We start from the raw sequence: 19,122 nt of genomic DNA, 5'->3' as shown, positions 1-19,122 counted from the left end.
TTGTCAGGGAATGGGTAATGGGTAATGGGTAATGGGTAATGGGTAATGGGTAATTTTTCAGGGGAGAAACAGTTGTAATTAATTCTGAAATATCAAGAAAAATTGAGGAGTGAAGCGCAAAAACGAGGGTTAAAAGGAATTAATCAAATAAATGAATATTAAAATAGAGAATAACTAAATAGGAAATGAGCCAGATGATTAAACTCCATTTAATCGTCGGGTCTTGAATTAAAATCCGGCTAGGTTCTTCTCCATCGGCTAAAACCGTCACTAACCATTTATAGTGCATCACCGCATAATAAACAATGGGAACCGTAATCACTAAAGAGGGATTTTTACCCGATTTTATTGTAAACAAAGCATAGCACATAATGGTCATGGTGGCGGTGCTATTTAGGAGAGAATCTAAATAGGGTAAGGTATATTGGGAAAGAACTGGACGTTGTTGGTTTTTGCTTCCCCGTTGATAGAATAACTCTAAATAAGAAGGTTCGGAATTAGGTGATTTTAGCTCGGGCTGTAGGGATGTTTCAGAATAAAAACTTTCTTGATTGATTTGAAGATGTAATAAAGATAATAATTCCGAACGCCGTTTAGAAAATCCTAAAAATAGAGTCAGAAAAAACGTACATAAAACAATCCAAGCCGTCGGCATATCTCCTAACGCATAAATTCCCGCCAATAGCCTCAGAACAAAGCCAAAGGCAATACAACTAACATCAAATAGGGGTATGTTTTTGAGTTTAATAGAATAAATAATATTATTAATCCCATAGAGTAAAACACAGATTAATGTGGGGATTCCTAACCCATAAGTACCTAAAAGGGAAACCGTGGTCAAACCAAATGCGATCGCTAATCCGGTTTTAATAGAAACTTGACCACTGGCAATCGGACGATACTTTTTTTTGGGATGTAGGCGATCGCGTTCCCGATCTTGAATATCATTAAAAATATAAATTGCCGAAGCCATGGCCGAGAAAAAAATTACCGTTAATATTGATAACAGAATTGCCTGGGGTTGTAACAGTCTTCCCCCAAATAAAAGTCCCGCCAAACAAAATAGATTTTTTGTCCATTGATGGGGGCGAATTAGTTTAATTAGGGGGGGCAAAGTTGAGGATTTCACGGGGACAAATTCGGGAGCAGTTTGATAATCATGGGTTTCTAATCTTGATGGAGAATCCTCTGATTTTGGTATTTTCATAGTATTGAAAACAATCAATTATTTAACGAGACATAACAATAATTCCAGTAACAATTAAACCTAATCCAATCATTTGATTCAAGCCAAACCGCTCTCCTAATAAGAGACTTCCGGTTAAGGCAACTAAGCTAAAACCAATGGCTGCAAACACCGGATAGGCGGTAGAAACGGGTAAACTATCAAGAGCTTTAGCAAACACAATTAAATTAATCCCATAAACGATAATAGCTGCCATAAACCAAGGAGATAATAACAGGGTTAATAAACTTGGGTCGGGAGCTTCTAGGCGAGATTTTTTCAGTAATAAGTTACCGATTCCGCTATTAATAGCCGCAATTAAAACTAAACTCCAGGAAATCCAGTTGATTGAGTTAATGTTATTCACAGTGTATAATTAAGAGAGTTGTTTTAATACCCAAAGTAATTTTTCTTTCACCGGGCGACGATGGGCAGATCCCGCTTTTTCCGCTTGTAGTTGATTATAGTTTTGTTTAAACCAATCATAACTTTCACGGAACATTTCATCATTAGAATATTTGGGTTTCCAGCCTAATTTTAGCAGGGGATCGACATCAAAATAAAATTCTTTGTGATAGGTTAAGTAATGCCAAGGAGCGAGGGGACTTAATCCCATCCAGTCTAACAGTTGTAATGTGCCAATGGTTAATCCTGTGGGTAAACTTTTGACTTGAGAATCGGTTTCGGCATATTCAATTAAATGTTCTAATCCTTCTCGTAATGTGCCAAAGCGATCGCTTCCCACATTATAGATTCCGGGCTGACCTAAATCCAATGCTAAAAGATAGGCGTCCATCAAATCATGGGCATGGACAAATTGAAATTTAACGTCACCACTGCCAATTACATAAACGTTTTTTCCCTCTTGAATCCATTCAAATAATATCTGAAAAATCCCTAATCTGCCTTCGCCTAAAATTGTCCGAGGACGAATTACAATTAAGGGTAAATCCGCTTGATCACAAATCTCTCTAACGGCTAATTCCCCCGCTAATTTTGCCCGTCCATAAATTTCAACCGCTTTAGTAGGAGTATTATTAGTAATCGGACATTCAGCCTCCCCAAAGAGGGCGCTAGAACTCATGTGAATAAAACTTTTAACTCCGGCTTTTGTTGCTGCTTCTGCTGCGATTTTACTGCCTTCTACGTTAACTTCCCAAAACTTATTCCCCGATTTTGTTAAGGGAACTAAAGCCACATTATGATGGACAATATCAATGTCTTTCATGGCTTTTTCTACCCCATCGCGATCGCAAATATCACAGCTAATAAATTCAATCTCCGGGGGACGGGTCGGATCTTCCCAAATATCTAAAATTTTAACATCTTCCCCCCGTTGATATAATCGTCTGGCAATTAAATTGCCTAAAAATCCCGATCCTCCGGTAATTAAATGTTTCATGGTTTTATTGTTAATTTTTAAATTTATTTTTTGATTTATAGAATCTAATTAAATTATAAATCAAAGCTCCCCATTCGTAAAGTAAATGAGCGGGTAAATAATGATAAAATACTAGACGTAGTGGCATTGTTCGATTCGCTAATTCAGGATAAGAAGTCATCACCTTTTGAACCTTATATCCACAAAGTTTAAACATTAATTGACTCCGAAGTGCATGGGGTTTGTTACAATATAAAATCACTTCTCCTAATGGCCATTGTTGCTGTTGTTCTAACCATTTTCTTAATAATCTAGCATTATCAAAAGTATCCAAATAGTGGCGGTCTTTAACGTTTTCAGGGACAAAAATCTGGAGTTCGGGACGATGTTTTAGGAGATATTTTGCAGCATACTGTTCTTCTGATTCAGGACATTCAAAACAATTCCCTGGAGAAATATACACTTTTTCGTTTTCATAAACCTGCTTTAAAACTTGTTTTAAAACTTCTTCAAAATAATTGGATAAAAAATAATTTTGGGCAAAGTTTTCTCTAAAAACCAATCCTTCTGTCACCACAATATGGCTAACCATAGTTAATCTAGTCCCCCATAATTTTTAAAGATCCACTTTAGACTTCTTCGCATTCCTTCTTCTAAAGCAATTGTTGGATTATAACCTAATTCCCGTTGAGCTTTAGCAATAGAGCAAGCAATGGTTTTATTCATTTCTGAGAGGACATGAATTTTTTGATGATAAAATCCTAGGGTTTGTAATGTTCCATCAACAACTAAAGCAATTTCACTGGCTAAACCGGGTAATTTTAATCGTTGATGGCTACAGGATTGCTGAAATTCTGTTTCTAATAAATGTTCTATAATATCGATAATATGATTCATAGAATAGGGTTTTTCATCCGCTATCCAATAGGTTTCTCCGTTGGCTTTTTCGGTGATAGCTGCTAATATTAATCCTTGACAAATATTATCCACATAGGCCATAGATCGTAAATTATTCCCATCTCCAACAATTGGCCCTTTTCCATCTCGAATCATCTTAAAAAATAGGGTTTGACGTTGGGGTTGATGGGGGCCATAAAACCAAGGGGGACGGATAATCACGGTTTCAATTTTTCCCTGTTGCTGATAGTTATTTATGGCTAATTCCATCAACATTTTTGAACGTCCATAGTTCATATAGGGATGATAGGGGGAGGTTTCATCAAATAAATGATCGGGATGGGGATTACAACCACAGGGAGAATTTGAAGATACAATAATCGCTCGTTTTATCTGAGCAGAAATCGCCGAATTTAATAGATTTTTTGTTCCTTCTACATTGATTTGATAGAATTGGGATATTTTTTGAGGATGAATAATTCCGGCGGTATGAAATAAAATAGCATTTTCGGCATTTTCACAAAAGCGATCGCAATCTTGGGGATTTCTCAGATCTCCTTGATAAACTTCAATTTGATCGGATATTTTTTTTAATACTGTTGGGTCTTGATTCGGTAAAATTAAACAGCGAATTTTCAAATTATTTTGAGGTTGATTTAGGGGTTCAAAATCTCCTAATCCTTTAACTAAAGATTCGACTAAATTAATTCCTAACCAACCTAATGCACCTGTTATTAAAACTAAATTTGTGTTGAGTTTCTATCATAATTTTATTTGTTGTTGTGCTTTAGCACCATCTTATGTTGATAAGATGCGCTTAAGCGCAACAACGGCGCAACAACTTAGGGATTTAAGAATTTTAACGCATTTCGACGGGCGATCGCCATAATTGAACCTTGGGGATTGACTCCAGGGGCGGTACAAAGTAAACTAGCATCAGCAATATACAAATTATTAAATCCATGAACTTTACCAAAGGAATTAACGGCACATTTTTGTAAATTTTCTCCCATTGGACAAGAAGAAAAAACGTGAACTGTCATTAAATTAGTTTGTTTTATAGGAAGTTGTTCTGGGATTTTAGCTAAATCCTGGGGATGGGTCAAGGGGAAACTATTGGAAATACTAGGATAAAGAATTTTAGCATTCGCTTCAAATAATAATAGGGCTAATTTTTGTAATGCTTCTGATAAATTTTTTAAGTCTTGAGATGTTAATTGATAACGAACCAAAGGATCACGATAAAAGGGAATATTTCGCACTGTACCATAACCTTCTCCTGTAATCATAGCATAATAAATTGCCATTTTTTGCCAATTTTTTTGCACTTCTTCTGTATATTCAGGATGATCAGTCATTCCCACAGATAAATAGGGCGGAGAACTAATTGAGCAACCAAAACTAAATTTAGGAGAAAATTCCTTAACTTGATGGACGGGAACTCCCATATCTAAGCTGTTAATCTCTTGATCAAATTGAGCAATTATTTTAACCGTTGGGTGCATTCTTAAAGCATTACCAATATTATTTTTAATTCCACTTTTTCTTAATAAGGCTGGAGTTTGAATTGCGCCACAACAAACAAATACTGTTTCCGCTTGAATTGTGATCAGTTGTTTATTATAGTTATTGACTTGATCATAACCTGTTAAAATCCAGTTTTTGTCGCTTTGATTAATCTTTTTTATCCAAGTATTTGCTAATAATTTACATCCGGCTTTTAAAGCTCTGGGAATAAAGGTTTCGGTCATCGACTGTCGCGTTCCTTTTAAGATCTTATCCGATGATTCTTGATAACGAAACCAGCGAGGAACTTCTAAAGATTGCCAATTTAAACGAGTTGAACCTTCCTGTAATTTTAAGGAAGCAGCAGGAGCTTTTCCAGGTAAATAACAGACATTAACCGCTTTTTCGCAGGCTTCAAAATGGGGAATTAAATCGGCTTCTGTTAAAGCATCTACTTCAAATTCTCGACTCCATTGTGCTAAAATATCAGGGGGTGTTCGATGATATAAACCACTATTAATTTCACTTCCTCCTCCCACACATTTCCCTTCCACATATTGAATTTTGGGCTGTCCAAAAGCGGCAGTTAATCCCCCATTTCGATACTTTTGGCTCATTTCTTCAACGGAAAAAGGTTGACAGGATTCTAAGGATAAATAGGCTCCTTCTTCAATTAATAAAACATCCCGTCCGGCTTCCGCTAATAAACAGGCGGTAATCGCTCCTCCTGGGCCAGAACCAATCACGGCAATTTCAACTTTTATAGGAGATTCGGAGGGGGAAATTAGGTTGTATTCAGACATAATAATTATGAGATATAATTCAGGGAATTGATATAATCAGATTGCCAATATAATACAACTAGACTTTCATAAAATCGCATCAAGTCTCGGCAAATTTGAAAACGGGAATTTTTCCAGACTTGAATTAGCTGTTGACGTACAGATGGTGATTGAGAATGAAAAAATGAACCTGTACGCAGCAAGCCCCAAATATCAAAAATTAATGTTAAAATTAATAAAGGTAATCTCAGATAATCCGGCATTCGATTCTGTTGTTCGATGACAAAATTAACCACTGAATTATTAGGGAAATACTGGAGAATTGGAGAATCTTTAAAACGATAATCAATCAAAGAATAACATAGGGCGGAGACTGTAGTTGTAAAAAATCGTTTAATCATTGTTAACCTATAGAAAAATCAACCCTAAAAGTTTAAAATAGAAAATAGATTCAATTCCTAAGATGAACTTTTAAATTTTATGCAACAACATAGTGAAATTATTCTAATCGGTGGTGGTTTGATTGGCTTATCCCTGGCAGTTGAGTTAAGATTGCGGGGAGCAACGGTAACAGTTTTGAGTCGGGACATCCAAGAAGCGGCGGGTTTAGTCGGGGCGGGAATGTTAGCCCCCCAAGCCGAACAACTTCCCCCTGGCCCTATGCTAGAATTGTGTTTACGCAGTCGCGCCCTCTACAATGACTGGACGCGCAAACTGGAGGAAATCACGGGGTTAGATACGGGATATTGGCCCTGTGGTATCTTAGCTCCGGTTTATGAGCGTCCCCACTGTACCAGTTTAGAAACGACTCCAGACACCCCCAGCTATTGGTTAGAGCCCGAAGCAATTTTACAGCAACAACCCGGGTTAGGGGATGATGTTGTCGGGGGTTGGTGGTTTCCCCTGGATGGTCAAGTCGATAACCGTCGGGGGTTAATCAACATATTGCAAAGGGCGGCTCAGGAATTAGGGGTTAAAATAGTTGCGGGAGTTACGGTAGAAAAATTGGTAAATTCTCCTAATCAAATTATCACAGAAATTCAGACAAATCAAGGTAATTTTAGGGCGGATCATTATATTTTAACGGCGGGGGCTTGGTCGGGACAATTGTTATCAATTCCGGTATATCCGAGAAAGGGACAAATGTTATCGGTGCGGGTTCCAGATGATATTAAACCCTTACCATTAAAACAGGTTTTATTCGGTTCAGATATTTATATTGTACCGCGTCGAGATGGTTTAATTGTGATTGGAGCTACATCAGAACAGGTGGGTTTTACCTCCGGTTTAACACCGAATGGAATTGAACATTTATTATCAGGAGCTATTCGATTATATCCGGTTTTAAAAGAGTTTGAAATTGAAGAATTTTGGTGGGGATTTCGACCGGAAACCCCTGATTTATTCCCAATATTAGGGCCTAGTTGTTGGCAAAACTTAACTTTAGCAACAGGTCATTATCGCAATGGGATTCTATTGGCTCCGGTTACGGCTCAATTAATTTCTAATTGGGTATTAAATCAACAATATGATCCGTTATTAAATCATTTTAGAGGCGATCGCTTTCAATATAGCAAGTCTAAATCAGTGTAGTGAGTCCTTTAGGACTCTGAGGCGTGAACGAGCAGAAAAAATTGTAGTAAGTCCTTTAGGACTCTGAGGCGTGAACGCCTCACTACAAGCGGCATAATGATATAATTTTTGTAGGAGGATCATTAGCCTTAGAAATAATGAAAATTAAAGATGTCATTAAAAGACTAGAAAAAAAACGCTAAATTATAAAAAATTAGGGGGTTGATTATTGAATTAAATATATCAAACCCGTAGGGGCGGGTTCTGTACAATCTAACAAATCCCACAAATAATCTTTCTAAACCCGCCCCAACCCCAGAAAGAGAAAGCGGGTTTGTTTAGGTTTATTATTATTAACAAATATTCTGGCGAACCCGCCCCTACATTCGGGAAAACCCGTAGGGGCGGGTTCCACAAAATCTAACAAATCCCACCAAAAACCTTTGTAAACCCGCCCCAACCCCAGAAAGAGAAAGACGGCGGGTTTGTTTAGGTTAATTATTATTAACAAATATTCGGGTGAACCCGCCCCTACATTCGGGAAAACCCGTAGGGGCGGGTTCAACAAAATCTAACAAATCCCACAAATAATCTTTCTAAACCCGCCCCAACCCCAGAAAGAGAAAGACGGCGGGTTTATTTAGGTTTATTATTATTAACAAATATTCGGGTGAACCCGCCCCTACATTCGGGAAAACCCGTAGGGGCGGGTTCAACAAAATCTAACAAATCCCACAAATAATCTTTCTAAACCCGCCCCAACCCCAGAAAGAGAAAGACGGCGGGTTTATAAAGGTTAATTATTATTAACAAATATTCGGGCGAACCCGCCCCTACATTCGGGAAAACCCGTAGGGGCGGGTTCAACAAAATCTAACAAATCCCACAAATAATCTTTCTAAACCCGCCCCAACCCCAGAAAGAGAAAGACGGCGGGTTTATTTGGGTTTATTATTATTAACAAATATTCGGGTGAACCCGCCCCTACATTCGGGAAAACCCGTAGGGGCGGGTTCTGTACAATCTAACAAATCCCACAAATAATCTTTCTAAACCCGCCCCAACCCCAGAAAGAGAAAGCGGGTTTATTTAGGTTTATTATTATTAACAAATATTCGGGTGAACCCGCCCATACATTCGGGAAAACCCGTAGGGGCGGGTTCTGTACAATCTAACAAATCCCATAAATAATCTTTCTAAACCCGCCCCACCCTACCAAGATTTAACGTTAATAAAATCGGGTTTATATTGATTTTTATTACGGGGTTGGGCGGGTTTATAAAGGTTAATTATTATTAACAAATATTCTGGCGAACCCGCCCCTACATTCAAAAAAAAAAAAAAAAAAAAGAAAGAAGGGAAAAGAAGAAAGAAGGGTAAAGGGCAAAAGGGCTAAAGGGTAAAGGGCTAAGGAGTCCACGCAGACGGGGAGGAAACAACACGAAACCCGTAGAACACGTCCCGATAGTCGTCCGGGCTTAACCTGTCACGATTGGCACTGCGACAATCCCTGGGATTGTTGACGAACGAACCACCGCGTATCACCCGGTATTGCGTATTTCCCCCAGACTCCCAAACACTGCCATCTGTCGGCGCATGATCATAATTTTCATGCCAAGGGTCGGCGCACCATTCCCAAACGTTACCGTGCATATCGTATAGTCCAAAGGCGTTGGGGGGAAAACTGCCCACAGCAGTTGTCTCTGTTGTCTCTTCCCGCCAAATCCCTTCTGGCCCCGAGCCGTAGGTATAATTTCCGTCATAATTGACTAAATCGGTGGTGATGGTTTCACCGAAATAAAACGGGGTGGTGGTTGCAGCGCGACAGGCATATTCCCATTCTGCCTCACTGGGTAAACGATGGGTACGTCCGGTGAATTGAGAGAGGCGATCGCAAAATTCTACCGCTTCAAACCAATTTACCTGTTCAACGGGCAAGTTATCCCCTTCAAATAAGGAGCGGTCGGGTTCAAGGTCAATCTGACGTTTGGGTAAACTTGCTACCGCCCGCCATTGGGCTTGAGTCACGGCATATTGACCGATCAAAAAAGAGGCTATATTAACAGTATGCTGCGGCCGTTCTCTATCAGTTCGTTCTAGTTCATTATTCGGGGAACCCATGAGGAAAGTTCCGGCTGGAATTACTACTAAATCTAATATGATCCCATTGATATTTTCACTCCAAATTTGGGCTTGGGCTTGCCAACGGTTGTTGATTTGTCCCGTTGAGTTGACGGTTACGGTTTCAAAGCTAACGGTTTTGAATGGGTCGGGATGAACCAATATTTCCAACCATTCCGACACCGACTGGGGACGATCTTCTGGTCTTAATTCTAACCCCTTCATCACCGCTTCATGGACTCTATTACTAACATTAACGACTTGATTTAAAGGTTTTAAAACATCTCGACCCATTCCAGTTCTAACAAAAACAGGCGGTGGGACTTGATTTGTTAACAAACAATATAACGTCGCACTCAAACCATAAACATCTGTATATTCGCCACGTTGTGCTTGTTCATAGTATTGTTCAAGAGGAGCAAACCCATCACTCGCGCTAAAAGTATGGATTTGAGTTCTATTAGGAATAAACTCTCTGGCAATGCCAAAATCAATTAACACCGCTTCGGTTTTCCCGTCCCGCTTCATAATATTGTGGGGTTTGATATCTCGATGCAATAACCCCTTATCATGAACAACCGTTAAAGCATTACCAATTTGTTGAATATAATGTACTGCTTCCGCTTCGGGAAATGCACCCTTTTCCTGCACTAACTCCCAGAAGTCCTTTCCTGCAATATATTCCATTGCAATACAAGGTAAAGATCCCTCCCAAAAAACATTACTAATTTCCACAATATGGGGATGGCGGCAAACGGCGAGTCTGATAGCTTCTCTTTCAAACTTCCGTAAATATTCAGGGTTATCGAGGTACTTATCCAGTAAGGTTTTGAGGGCAATATATTGTCCTTTGTTGTTTCGCGCTAAAAAGGTAATACCAAAACCGCCTTCCCCTAATTTTTTGATGATAGTATAGCGATCGCCATAAAGTTTTGTACCGGGTTGCCAAGCCATATTTTCTCAAATTGATAGCTATGGTTATTATGCCATATTAATTGACTGAAAATATTACCTATTATTTTATTAGAATTTTAGCGATCGCTTTTTCCATCCTCGTAGTGAGTCCTTCAGGACTCAGCCCTAAAGGGCTTACTACAATTTATCGGAAACTACAACCTAAAATATACGGTTAGCCACAATACCAAAACCGATCGCACTCCCTACAGTAGTAGATGTGAACCACAAAGGGCAGCCGTCCAAAGTTGAAGTCAAACCGTCCAAATAGGTTCGGTAAACACACCTTCAAGGAATGGACAAACCGCCCCCAGTATAGAGATAAGCAATCGTATCTTAAAAACTGTATGGAAATTGGACTCGCCGAGTCCAGAAGTCGAATTAAAACGACTAACCTCAAACAGAATCTAACTTTTTTGTCGTAAATTTGGAGAACAATAAACAATATGGGAAAAGTAGTCGGCATTGACTTAGGAACCACTAACTCTTGCGTCGCCGTGATGGAAGGGGGCAAACCCACCGTTATCGCTAACGCCGAAGGGTTACGCACCACACCTTCAGTGGTAGCTTTTGCTAAAAATGGTGACGAACTGGTAGGTCAAATTGCCAAACGTCAGTCGGTAATGAACCCCGAAAATACCTTTTATTCTGTCAAACGGTTTATCGGACGTAAATCAGAAGAAGTTAACAACGAATCTAAAGAAGTTTCTTATAAAGTCCTGCGTGATAGCAGTGGTAATGTTAAATTAGATTCCCCCGCCCGCAATAAACAATTTGCCCCGGAAGAAATATCTGCCAAAGTGTTGAGAAAACTGGTTGATGATGCCAGTAAATATTTAGGCGAAACCGTTAAAGAAGCTGTTATTACCGTTCCTGCTTATTTTAACGACTCCCAACGTCAAGCGACTAAAGACGCGGGTAGAATTGCGGGAATTGAAGTTAAACGGATTATTAACGAACCTACTGCTGCTTCCTTGGCCTATGGTTTGGAACAAAAAAGTAACGAAACTATTTTAGTTTTTGACCTAGGGGGCGGTACCTTTGACGTCTCGATTTTAGAAGTCGGGGACGGGGTATTTGAAGTATTATCAACCTCTGGAGATACTCACCTGGGAGGAGATGATTTTGATAAGAAAATCGTTGACTACCTAGCGGAAGAATTCCAGAAAAATGAAGGAGTTGACCTGCGCAAAGATAAACAAGCCCTGCAACGGTTAACTGAAGCTTCGGAGAAAGCGAAACAGGAACTATCTAGCGTTACCCAAACTGAGATTAACCTGCCTTTTATTACGGCAACCCAAGATGGCCCGAAACATCTGGACATGACCCTAACCCGGGCAAAATTTGAACAATTGTGTTCTGATTTAATTGATCGGTGTCTGACGCCCGTAGAAAAAGCCATCACTGATTCTAAACTCAAAAAGTCTGATATTGATGAAGTGGTGTTAGTGGGCGGTTCTACCCGAATTCCGGCGATTCAAAAATTAGTTCGGGATGCCTTGGGTAAAGAACCTAACCAAACCGTTAACCCCGATGAAGTGGTGGCTTTAGGGGCTGCGATTCAAGCTGGGGTATTATCGGGTGAAGTTAAAGATATTCTGCTGTTGGACGTAACTCCGTTGTCCTTGGGTGTGGAAACCCTCGGTGGGGTGATGACTAAAATTATTCCGCGTAACACGACTATTCCGACCAAGAAATCGGAGGTATTCTCAACGGCGGTGGATGGTCAAACTAACGTAGAAATCCATGTTCTCCAAGGAGAACGGGAAATGTCGAACGATAACAAGAGTTTGGGAACTTTCCGCCTCGATGGTATTCCCCCCTCGCCCCGGGGTGTTCCTCAAATTGAAGTGATTTTTGATATCGACGCCAACGGGATTTTGAACGTGACCGCCAAGGATAAGGGGACTGGAAAAGAACAGTCCATCAGTATTACAGGCGCGTCTACCCTCCCCGATGATGAAGTACAACGGATGGTACGGGAAGCCGAACAAAATGCCGCCACGGACAAAGAACGTCGGGAACGCATTGAACGCAAAAACCAAGCCGATACCCTTTCCTATCAGGCAGAAAAACAGCTTCAAGAGTTGGGTGATAAGGTTCCCGAAGCTGATAAAACCAAGATTGAAGGGATGGTGAAGGAACTGCGGGAAGCGATCGCCCAGGATGATGATGACAAGATTAAAACCCTAACCACGGATTTACAACAAGCCCTATTTGCGGTGGGTTCTAATCTCTATCAGCAAGGAGGGGGCGGTGTTCCTCCTGAAGACGGTGGCCCTAGTGCTGGCGGTTCCACACCTCCAGGTGGCGGTGATGATGTGATTGATGCTGACTTCACCGAATCTAAATAATTTCGTGGTTGTGATGCGGCACCATCTTAGTTGTTGTGCTTCAGCACAATTATTCCTCCCTCCTTGAGTTTAAGCAGGGGGGAATTTTTATTATTATAGCAGTCGCCAAGGTAGTTAGGACATAGACTGATACTAAAACTTAAACAGAGAAATATTTTTTCCCTCCGGTGTTCCGGTGTCCCCTGCTATAAATGCAAACAAAATGAAACCTATAAAACCCCAAAATTCTGATCGTGAAAGAATTATTATTGTCCGCAGAATGCGACGACTAAGTACCCTTTTAGATAATGCGATTCGGGTTCCTGGTACATCAATTGGGTTGGGAATTGATCCGATTTTGGGATTAATTCCCGGGGGTGGGGATATATTAGGAGGGGTGTTATCTATGTATATTGTATTTGAGGCGTTTAAGTTGGGTTTACCCCAGGAAACTTTAGTTACAATGGTATCCAATATTGCCCTAGAAACTATTACCGGAACTGTTCCTGTATTTGGAGATATTTTTGATGTTGCTTGGAAAGCCAATGTTAAAAACGTTGAACTTTTAGAAGATTACGTTAATTCCCCTGAAGTGGGGGAAAAAGCCGATCCTTGGTTTATTATTTTATTATTAGGGGGATTGTTATTATTAATTATATTAATTTCTCTAATCGGTATTGCCGTTTTAGCATTTATTTTTCAGAGATTAAGTGCTATGTTTTAATCGATTTAGTTGCGGATTTTTGCCATAAACTAATTTCCTGCTTCTGTTTGATACTATTGATAACTGCGTCTTAATCCTGCCTCTAGTAAAGCTAGAATAATCTAAAAAACAATTAAAATGTTTTAAATTCCACCGAGATCATCTTTGTTATTGGATCAGTGATCAGGTATAATGGGTTAAGGGTAGGTTTTGACCTACAGCAGAGCAAACCCGAAAAACTAATGGTACGGAATCCGCATCCAAACCCTTAGAAATTGTAGAGTAATCTGTATATTTAACAGTTAAAACTGAAATTCGCTATTAGCATGACATCTGAACATATCCGCCAACGCTCCGAAATTCTCGGCACTCAAGTTATCACCCGTGACAGAGGTAGACGACTTGGGATCGTCAGCCAATTATGGGTAGACATAGATCAGCGTGAAATTGTGGCGATCGGAATCCGTAATAATATTCTAGCGATCGCTGGAATGCCAAAATTTATGTACCTGAGTAGTGTCCGCGAAATCGGGGACGTAATTTTGGTGGACGATGATACCGTCCTGGAAGAAGACGTGGATGTAGAGAGCTACAGTACCCTGATCAACAGTGAAGTGATCACCGAAACCGGGGAACCTCTGGGACGGGTACGGGGCTTCAAATTTGATACCCGGGATGGCAAGTTAGAATCTTTAATTATCGCCTCCATTGGTCTGCCTCAAATTCCTGAACAGGTGATCAGTACATATCAATTGTCCATTGAGGAAGTTGTCAGCAGTGGCCCAAATCGATTAATTGTCTTTGAAGGATCAGAAGATCGACTCCAACAGTTGTCCGTCGGTGTGTTAGAACGTTTGGGTTTAGGAGAAGCACCTTGGGAAAAAGAAGAGGAGGGAATGTATTATCCCCCAACGGTTAAACCTGCTAACCAGTTAGGAACCGGACTTCCCCAAACCACGCCACAACGGGCGGGTCGCGCCCCGGCGGTGGCCCAGGAAGAATCCTGGGATGAAAATGACGCCTGGGAAGAACATCCCGCCCCAGTTCAGCCTTTACGTCAACCCCAACCGATTTATAATGACTATGAGGAAGAAGATAATTGGGGCGATGTGGAACGAGATGAGGATGAGCGCTATCGAGAACGGGAATTAGTTCCAATTGAACCCACTCCCCGTAAAGAACAAAAGCTCTATGCCAGAGAATTAGACTATGAATATGAAGATGAGGTAGATTCCGATGCTTGGGATGAGGGCGAAAATCCCAAACCCTATCAACCGCCCCGAATTAATATTCCAGAGAAGACAAAAATGCCCGAATACGAGGAGTGACATACTCTCACGCTAACCTAGCGGTATAGCGTGAGCTTCTTTTCTTCACAGATAAAGATTCCTGCTTCACAAGCTGAGTAACCTCGCTTGCTTCCACAGGCTGACACCGTAAGTCCGACGGCGTTAAGAGCTAAATTTTTGATATTAATTGCCGCATTGTGATCACGGTCTAAGACGGTGCCACAGTGCGGACATTCATGGGTGCGAACTGACAGAGCTTTAGGAACATTTTTGCCACAGCCAGAACATCTTTGAGAAGTACCATAGGGATTTACTTTCACAATCCAGTTGCCGCGTTTTACCGCCACTGCTTCTAGGATTTGCGAAAACTGTCCCCATGCTGCATCAAGGATTGACTTAGCTAAACGAGTCTTAGCCAAGCCTTTGATATTGATATCTTCCAAGCCAATCAGATCATATTTCTCGCATAACTTATGAGCAACTTGATAGTGAGTATCAAGAGATAATGGCGATGGTACACTTGCATCTTCAATTACGATTGAGGCATACCAGCCATCAGCTTTTTTGATTAGAGTGCAAGTCTTAGGCGTAAATCCATCAGGGATAGGACGATGCACAACCACTGGCATAACGCCAATTTTACTAAGCTTTAAATTATCGCCAATAATATGCGCTCCTGCTTTCTCACTATTAGTTTGTGGAAAAGTGAAAGAGCGTAACCCACCAGACTTTTTAAACCTCGGTCTGCCACCTGGTTTGCCTGTTTTGTCAGGCACCATCCATCGTTGCCATGCTTTATCCAAACGCATCAGATTTTGCTGTTGTACTTGAGCATAAATATCTTTGTACTCAGGAAACAAAACCTTAGTTTGCTTAAGTTCACCAGATTGGCGGTGATAGTTAGGACGTTCTGGAATATCACCAATTGGCTCAAACTTAATTGAGCATCGATCAACCCGGTTTTCACACAAGTGGCTACCAAGCTCTGAGGGTTTTTGTGTTTTAGGATACAGAATCATTGTTGGAATCAATGAGCAAAATACAGATTCAATCTTTGGATATTGGTTATAGGGAAAGAATAGTAGCGATGCTCAAAAAATTAGGAATTATTGGATTACTTACATTCATTCTGTTAGCTGGCCCTCTGACGGGAACAGCTTGGGCGCAAGCGGCAGAAGAAAATCCGATTAATACCGGAGATACTGCCTTTATGTTGGTTTCGGCTGCCTTAGTGCTGTTCATGACGCCCGGTTTAGCCTTCTTTTACGGTGGCTTAGTGCGCTCTAGGAACGTCCTGAATACCATGATGATGAGTTTCATCTTAATGGGCATTGTAGGCGTTACCTGGGTATTCTGGGGATATAGCCTCGCCTTTGATGTCTCAACTCCCGTCTCGGAAGGCTTTGGCAAAGGCATTGAACAGTTCATTGGCGGATTAGATTGGGTATTTTTAAATAAAGTCACCGCCGAAGCCCCTGATCCGATTGGCTATGCGGCCACCATTCCTCACCAGTTGTTTATGGTCTATCAGATGATGTTTGCGATCATCACCCCAGCCTTAATTTCTGGGGCGATTGTGGAACGCATCACCTTTAAGGCTTACTTTTGGTTTGTCCTACTTTGGTCTACATTTATTTACTCTCCCTTAGCCCATTGGGTTTGGGGTCGGGGTTGGTTACAAGCCATTGGTGCCTTAGACTTTGCCGGGGGAACCGTTGTCCATATTAGTTCCGGGGTGTCGGCGGTAGTTATAGTTTGGATAATTGGCTCGCGGAAAAATTTTATGGTAGTTCCCCATGCCCCCCATAATGTTCCTTTTGTCCTATTAGGAATTGGGATGTTATGGTTTGGCTGGTTTGGCTTTAATGCTGGCAGTGCTTTAAGTGCTGGTTCTTTAGCTACCGTTGCTTTTGTCGCCACCATGGTTTCAACATCAGCCGGAGGATTGACTTGGGCGATTGTGGAATGGTATTTACGCGGTAAACCAACGGCCGTTGGGATTGCTAGTGGTTTCCTCGCCGGGTTAGTCGGAATCACTCCCGCAGCAGGATTTGTTACCCCCGTTGGTGCAATTTTAATTGGTTCTATCACCGCCGTTTGCTGTTTCTATGCCGTCAGTTGGCGGGTGAAATTAGAATTTGATGATTCTTTAGATACCTATTCTATTCATGGTGTGGGTGGAACCATTGGGGCTATTTTAACCGGAGTTTTTGCGACAAAAAGTGTCAATCCGGCTGGATTTGATGGACTTTTGTATGGAAATCCAGGACAATTAATTCCTCAAATTGTTGGGGTAGTTGCTACCTACATTTTTGCCGGGGCTGGAACTTTTGTGATTATCAAAATTCTTAGTTCCTTGATGGAAGTGCGAGTTAAACCGATGGTTGAAGAACAAGGTTTAGATATTGATCAACATGGAGAAGAAGCCTATGGCGAAGATTTTGCTTCCGGTTTAAGTTTTGCAACTGGAAGCTTTGCTGGAAAGGAAAGGTAATTTTAGGGATGTAGGGGTTTCATTCCTAAAATGAAACTCCTATAAATCTCATTTTTAGAAACAAATTATCCGGCGGTTGAAACCGCAGCTAAACAAACAAAACCCGCCGACGCGGGTTAAAGATTCTGGAAGCGGATTTTTCCTACCCACATACCCCCTTTGTCCGCGCAGGCGGACATCGTTTGTGTAGCCGCGATTTCAATCGCTGAAATCGCTGTATGCCATTTTATACCTCTATTGAGTTTTAATGTTTGGTGCTATGGTCATGGTTAGCTCTCATTTAGCTATATCTTTAAAACTATTCGCTAACCATTTTAACATATTTTTTTAATATCGGTTGAATGGTGAAAACGGTTTCATTTTCATAGCTGAATTTTTCGATCATTCCCCGTCTTACTAAAGATTGAATTGCTTTAAATAATTCGCCTTGTGACCCTTGACATTTTGCCATTAATTGGGTAATTGAAACGGTTTTACTTTCGTTACTGAGTTGCGCGATCGCGTGTTTCTCGGACTCCGATAACCTCTGATAATGCTGCTGTAATATCGGTGTCAATTCATCGCTTAAAAATACTGCTTGATAACTCAAATATTGAGATACTCTACCGCTAAATAAGTTATTAATAGTTTGAGCGACTAGTTTTAACCAGAGGGGATTACCTTGATAAAGGTTAATCAATTCTGGCCAGCGATCTTCATCTAATAAACCTTTTTCTCTAATAATTTCTGTTGCGGCTTCACCTAATCCAGTTAATTGTAATAAACATACCGCTGAATTATCATCTGTAAATGTTAAAATATCTGAAGGGGGTTCCCAACTATTGAGGATTAGGCAGCTATGATGAGGAATTTCGCCGATAAGTTTAAATAGGGTTCCATAATTTTCATATCCGGGTTTATAATTGCCTGCAAGTTGGCCGCTGTTGAGGATTTGTTGCACGTCATCTAGGATAATGAGACAGCGATGGGTGCGTAAAGATTCTATTAGTATTTCTAGTTGGGTATCAATATTTTCTGGTAAGGTAATTTCGGGTTGATTTGAGAGAAATTGAATCAGGTTTTTGAGGGTTGTTTCTAGGGGTGGGGAAGTGCGAAGACTGCGCCAAATAATGCGATCGAATTGAGTTTGAATTAGGGGGATGAGGTGACGTACAATCGCGCTTTTGCCGATGCCACTCATACCTGTGATGGTGAGGAGGCGACAGTTTTGGTGTGCGATCGCATTTTCGAGGGTGGTGAGGGGTGAGGAGGGGTAGTTGTAGAAGGTTTTGATATCTGGTGCGTCTCTTAAATCGAGTTTTTGTTGGGTGTTGTTTTCATTTGAGTTTTGTGTTGGGGGTGAGTTTTGTTTATGGTTTAAGGTGTCTGTACAGACGTTAATGCTACTTTTTTGTACAATATTAAAGTTTACGAAATTAGAAGATTGAGAAATTTCATATCTTTCCATTGTTGCTCTAAAGTTAGTTTTTTTCAGACTTTTATCAGTCACTCTTTCTGAGAATAGTTTGAACAATTTGGAGGCTACTTTCTTAACATGAGTCTCGGTACAGTTGCAAGCTTTTGCTATCTCCAAGTATTTCTTGCGTTCCCAAATACCTCGCAGTGTATCCTTTTGAATGTCATCTAAATATTTTCCTGTTTTGTCCAGCGCTAGTTCATCCGCTAATTCCAATACCTCTTTAACGTCCATAGGTCATGCAGATGTTAAGGTTGTACCCATTATCCCACTTTTTCCTACTTTTTGCAACTTTAGGGAACTGATTCCTGTGTTTTATGATTTTATCAGGAAATTAATCGGCTTAAAATCAAATACCAAAAGATACCTTTTAGAGTAGGCAAAAATCTAAATTATAAATATAACTATA

At 40.6% G+C, this 19,122-nt stretch carries 15 protein-coding genes; 5 read left to right on the top strand and 10 right to left on the bottom strand.

The annotated features are described in order from the left end of the window. Window positions 1–139: 139 nt before the first annotated feature. From AC2D3N_RS04815 to AC2D3N_RS04785, 7 genes are all read right to left on the bottom strand, one after another. Entirely contained in the window at window positions 140–1,207 is a 1,068-nt protein-coding gene (locus AC2D3N_RS04815) for a UbiA prenyltransferase family protein (protein WP_484692942.1), read from the bottom strand. A 22-nt stretch (window positions 1,208–1,229) separates the two neighbouring features. After that, entirely contained in the window at window positions 1,230–1,592 is a 363-nt protein-coding gene (locus AC2D3N_RS04810; protein ID WP_484692941.1) for a DMT family transporter, read from the bottom strand. Between the two features lie 9 nt (window positions 1,593–1,601). Continuing rightward, window positions 1,602–2,627, bottom strand: coding sequence for an NAD-dependent epimerase/dehydratase family protein (locus tag AC2D3N_RS04805; protein WP_484692940.1), 1,026 nt, complete (start codon window positions 2,625–2,627; stop codon window positions 1,602–1,604). A 10-nt stretch (window positions 2,628–2,637) separates the two neighbouring features. After that, a complete protein-coding gene (locus AC2D3N_RS04800) occupies window positions 2,638–3,198 on the bottom strand; it encodes a YdcF family protein (protein WP_484692939.1) in 561 nt (186 codons plus the stop codon). 2 nt (window positions 3,199–3,200) lie between these two features. Continuing rightward, window positions 3,201–4,238: an NAD-dependent epimerase/dehydratase family protein gene (locus AC2D3N_RS04795; protein WP_484693732.1), complete on the bottom strand. Its 1,038-nt coding sequence runs from the start codon at window positions 4,236–4,238 to the stop codon at window positions 3,201–3,203. 107 nt (window positions 4,239–4,345) lie between these two features. Then, on the bottom strand, window positions 4,346–5,812 hold the full coding sequence (locus AC2D3N_RS04790) for a GMC family oxidoreductase (RefSeq protein ID WP_484692938.1): 1,467 nt from the start codon (window positions 5,810–5,812) through the stop codon (window positions 4,346–4,348). 5 nt (window positions 5,813–5,817) lie between these two features. After that, the gene (locus tag AC2D3N_RS04785; RefSeq protein WP_484692937.1) at window positions 5,818–6,192 is read right to left on the bottom strand and encodes a hypothetical protein; all 375 of its coding nucleotides are present in this window, start codon (window positions 6,190–6,192) and stop codon (window positions 5,818–5,820) included. 79 nt (window positions 6,193–6,271) lie between these two features. Here AC2D3N_RS04785 and thiO point away from each other — a divergent pair, with 79 nt between their 5' ends. Then, window positions 6,272–7,384 (top strand): glycine oxidase ThiO, encoded by a 1,113-nt coding sequence (thiO, locus tag AC2D3N_RS04780; protein WP_484692936.1) that lies wholly within the window; start codon window positions 6,272–6,274, stop codon window positions 7,382–7,384. A gap of 1,386 nt (window positions 7,385–8,770) precedes the next feature. Here thiO and AC2D3N_RS04775 read toward each other — a convergent pair. Further along, window positions 8,771–10,438, bottom strand: coding sequence for an SUMF1/EgtB/PvdO family nonheme iron enzyme (locus AC2D3N_RS04775; protein ID WP_484692935.1), 1,668 nt, complete (start codon window positions 10,436–10,438; stop codon window positions 8,771–8,773). Between the two features lie 446 nt (window positions 10,439–10,884). On the opposite strand from AC2D3N_RS04775, the gene dnaK reads away from it, so the two are divergent. The 3 genes from dnaK (at window position 10,885) to AC2D3N_RS04760 (ending at window position 14,802) form a co-directional block, all read left to right on the top strand. Continuing rightward, window positions 10,885–12,792: a molecular chaperone DnaK gene (gene dnaK, locus AC2D3N_RS04770; protein ID WP_484692934.1), complete on the top strand. Its 1,908-nt coding sequence runs from the start codon at window positions 10,885–10,887 to the stop codon at window positions 12,790–12,792. A gap of 202 nt (window positions 12,793–12,994) precedes the next feature. Then, the gene (locus AC2D3N_RS04765; protein ID WP_484692933.1) at window positions 12,995–13,495 is read left to right on the top strand and encodes a DUF4112 domain-containing protein; all 501 of its coding nucleotides are present in this window, start codon (window positions 12,995–12,997) and stop codon (window positions 13,493–13,495) included. 305 nt (window positions 13,496–13,800) lie between these two features. After that, a complete protein-coding gene (locus AC2D3N_RS04760; RefSeq protein ID WP_079678751.1) occupies window positions 13,801–14,802 on the top strand; it encodes a PRC-barrel domain-containing protein in 1,002 nt (333 codons plus the stop codon). A 17-nt stretch (window positions 14,803–14,819) separates the two neighbouring features. Here AC2D3N_RS04760 and AC2D3N_RS04755 read toward each other — a convergent pair whose 3' ends face one another. Then, window positions 14,820–15,782: an RNA-guided endonuclease InsQ/TnpB family protein gene (locus AC2D3N_RS04755; protein ID WP_079678750.1), complete on the bottom strand. Its 963-nt coding sequence runs from the start codon at window positions 15,780–15,782 to the stop codon at window positions 14,820–14,822. Window positions 15,783–15,793: 11 nt separating this feature from the next. Here AC2D3N_RS04755 and AC2D3N_RS04750 point away from each other — a divergent pair, with 11 nt between their 5' ends. After that, a complete protein-coding gene (locus AC2D3N_RS04750; protein ID WP_484692932.1) occupies window positions 15,794–17,257 on the top strand; it encodes an ammonium transporter in 1,464 nt (487 codons plus the stop codon). 298 nt (window positions 17,258–17,555) lie between these two features. Here AC2D3N_RS04750 and AC2D3N_RS04745 read toward each other — a convergent pair whose 3' ends face one another. Then, window positions 17,556–18,947 (bottom strand): helix-turn-helix domain-containing protein, encoded by a 1,392-nt coding sequence (locus tag AC2D3N_RS04745; RefSeq protein WP_484692931.1) that lies wholly within the window; start codon window positions 18,945–18,947, stop codon window positions 17,556–17,558. Between the last annotated feature and the right edge of the window lie 175 nt (window positions 18,948–19,122).

This window comes from Planktothrix sp. PLAVEN19ND, assembly GCF_057220675.1.
The sequence above is the reverse complement of the archived record's forward strand: the minus strand, read 5'-3'. Positions and strand labels throughout refer to the sequence as shown.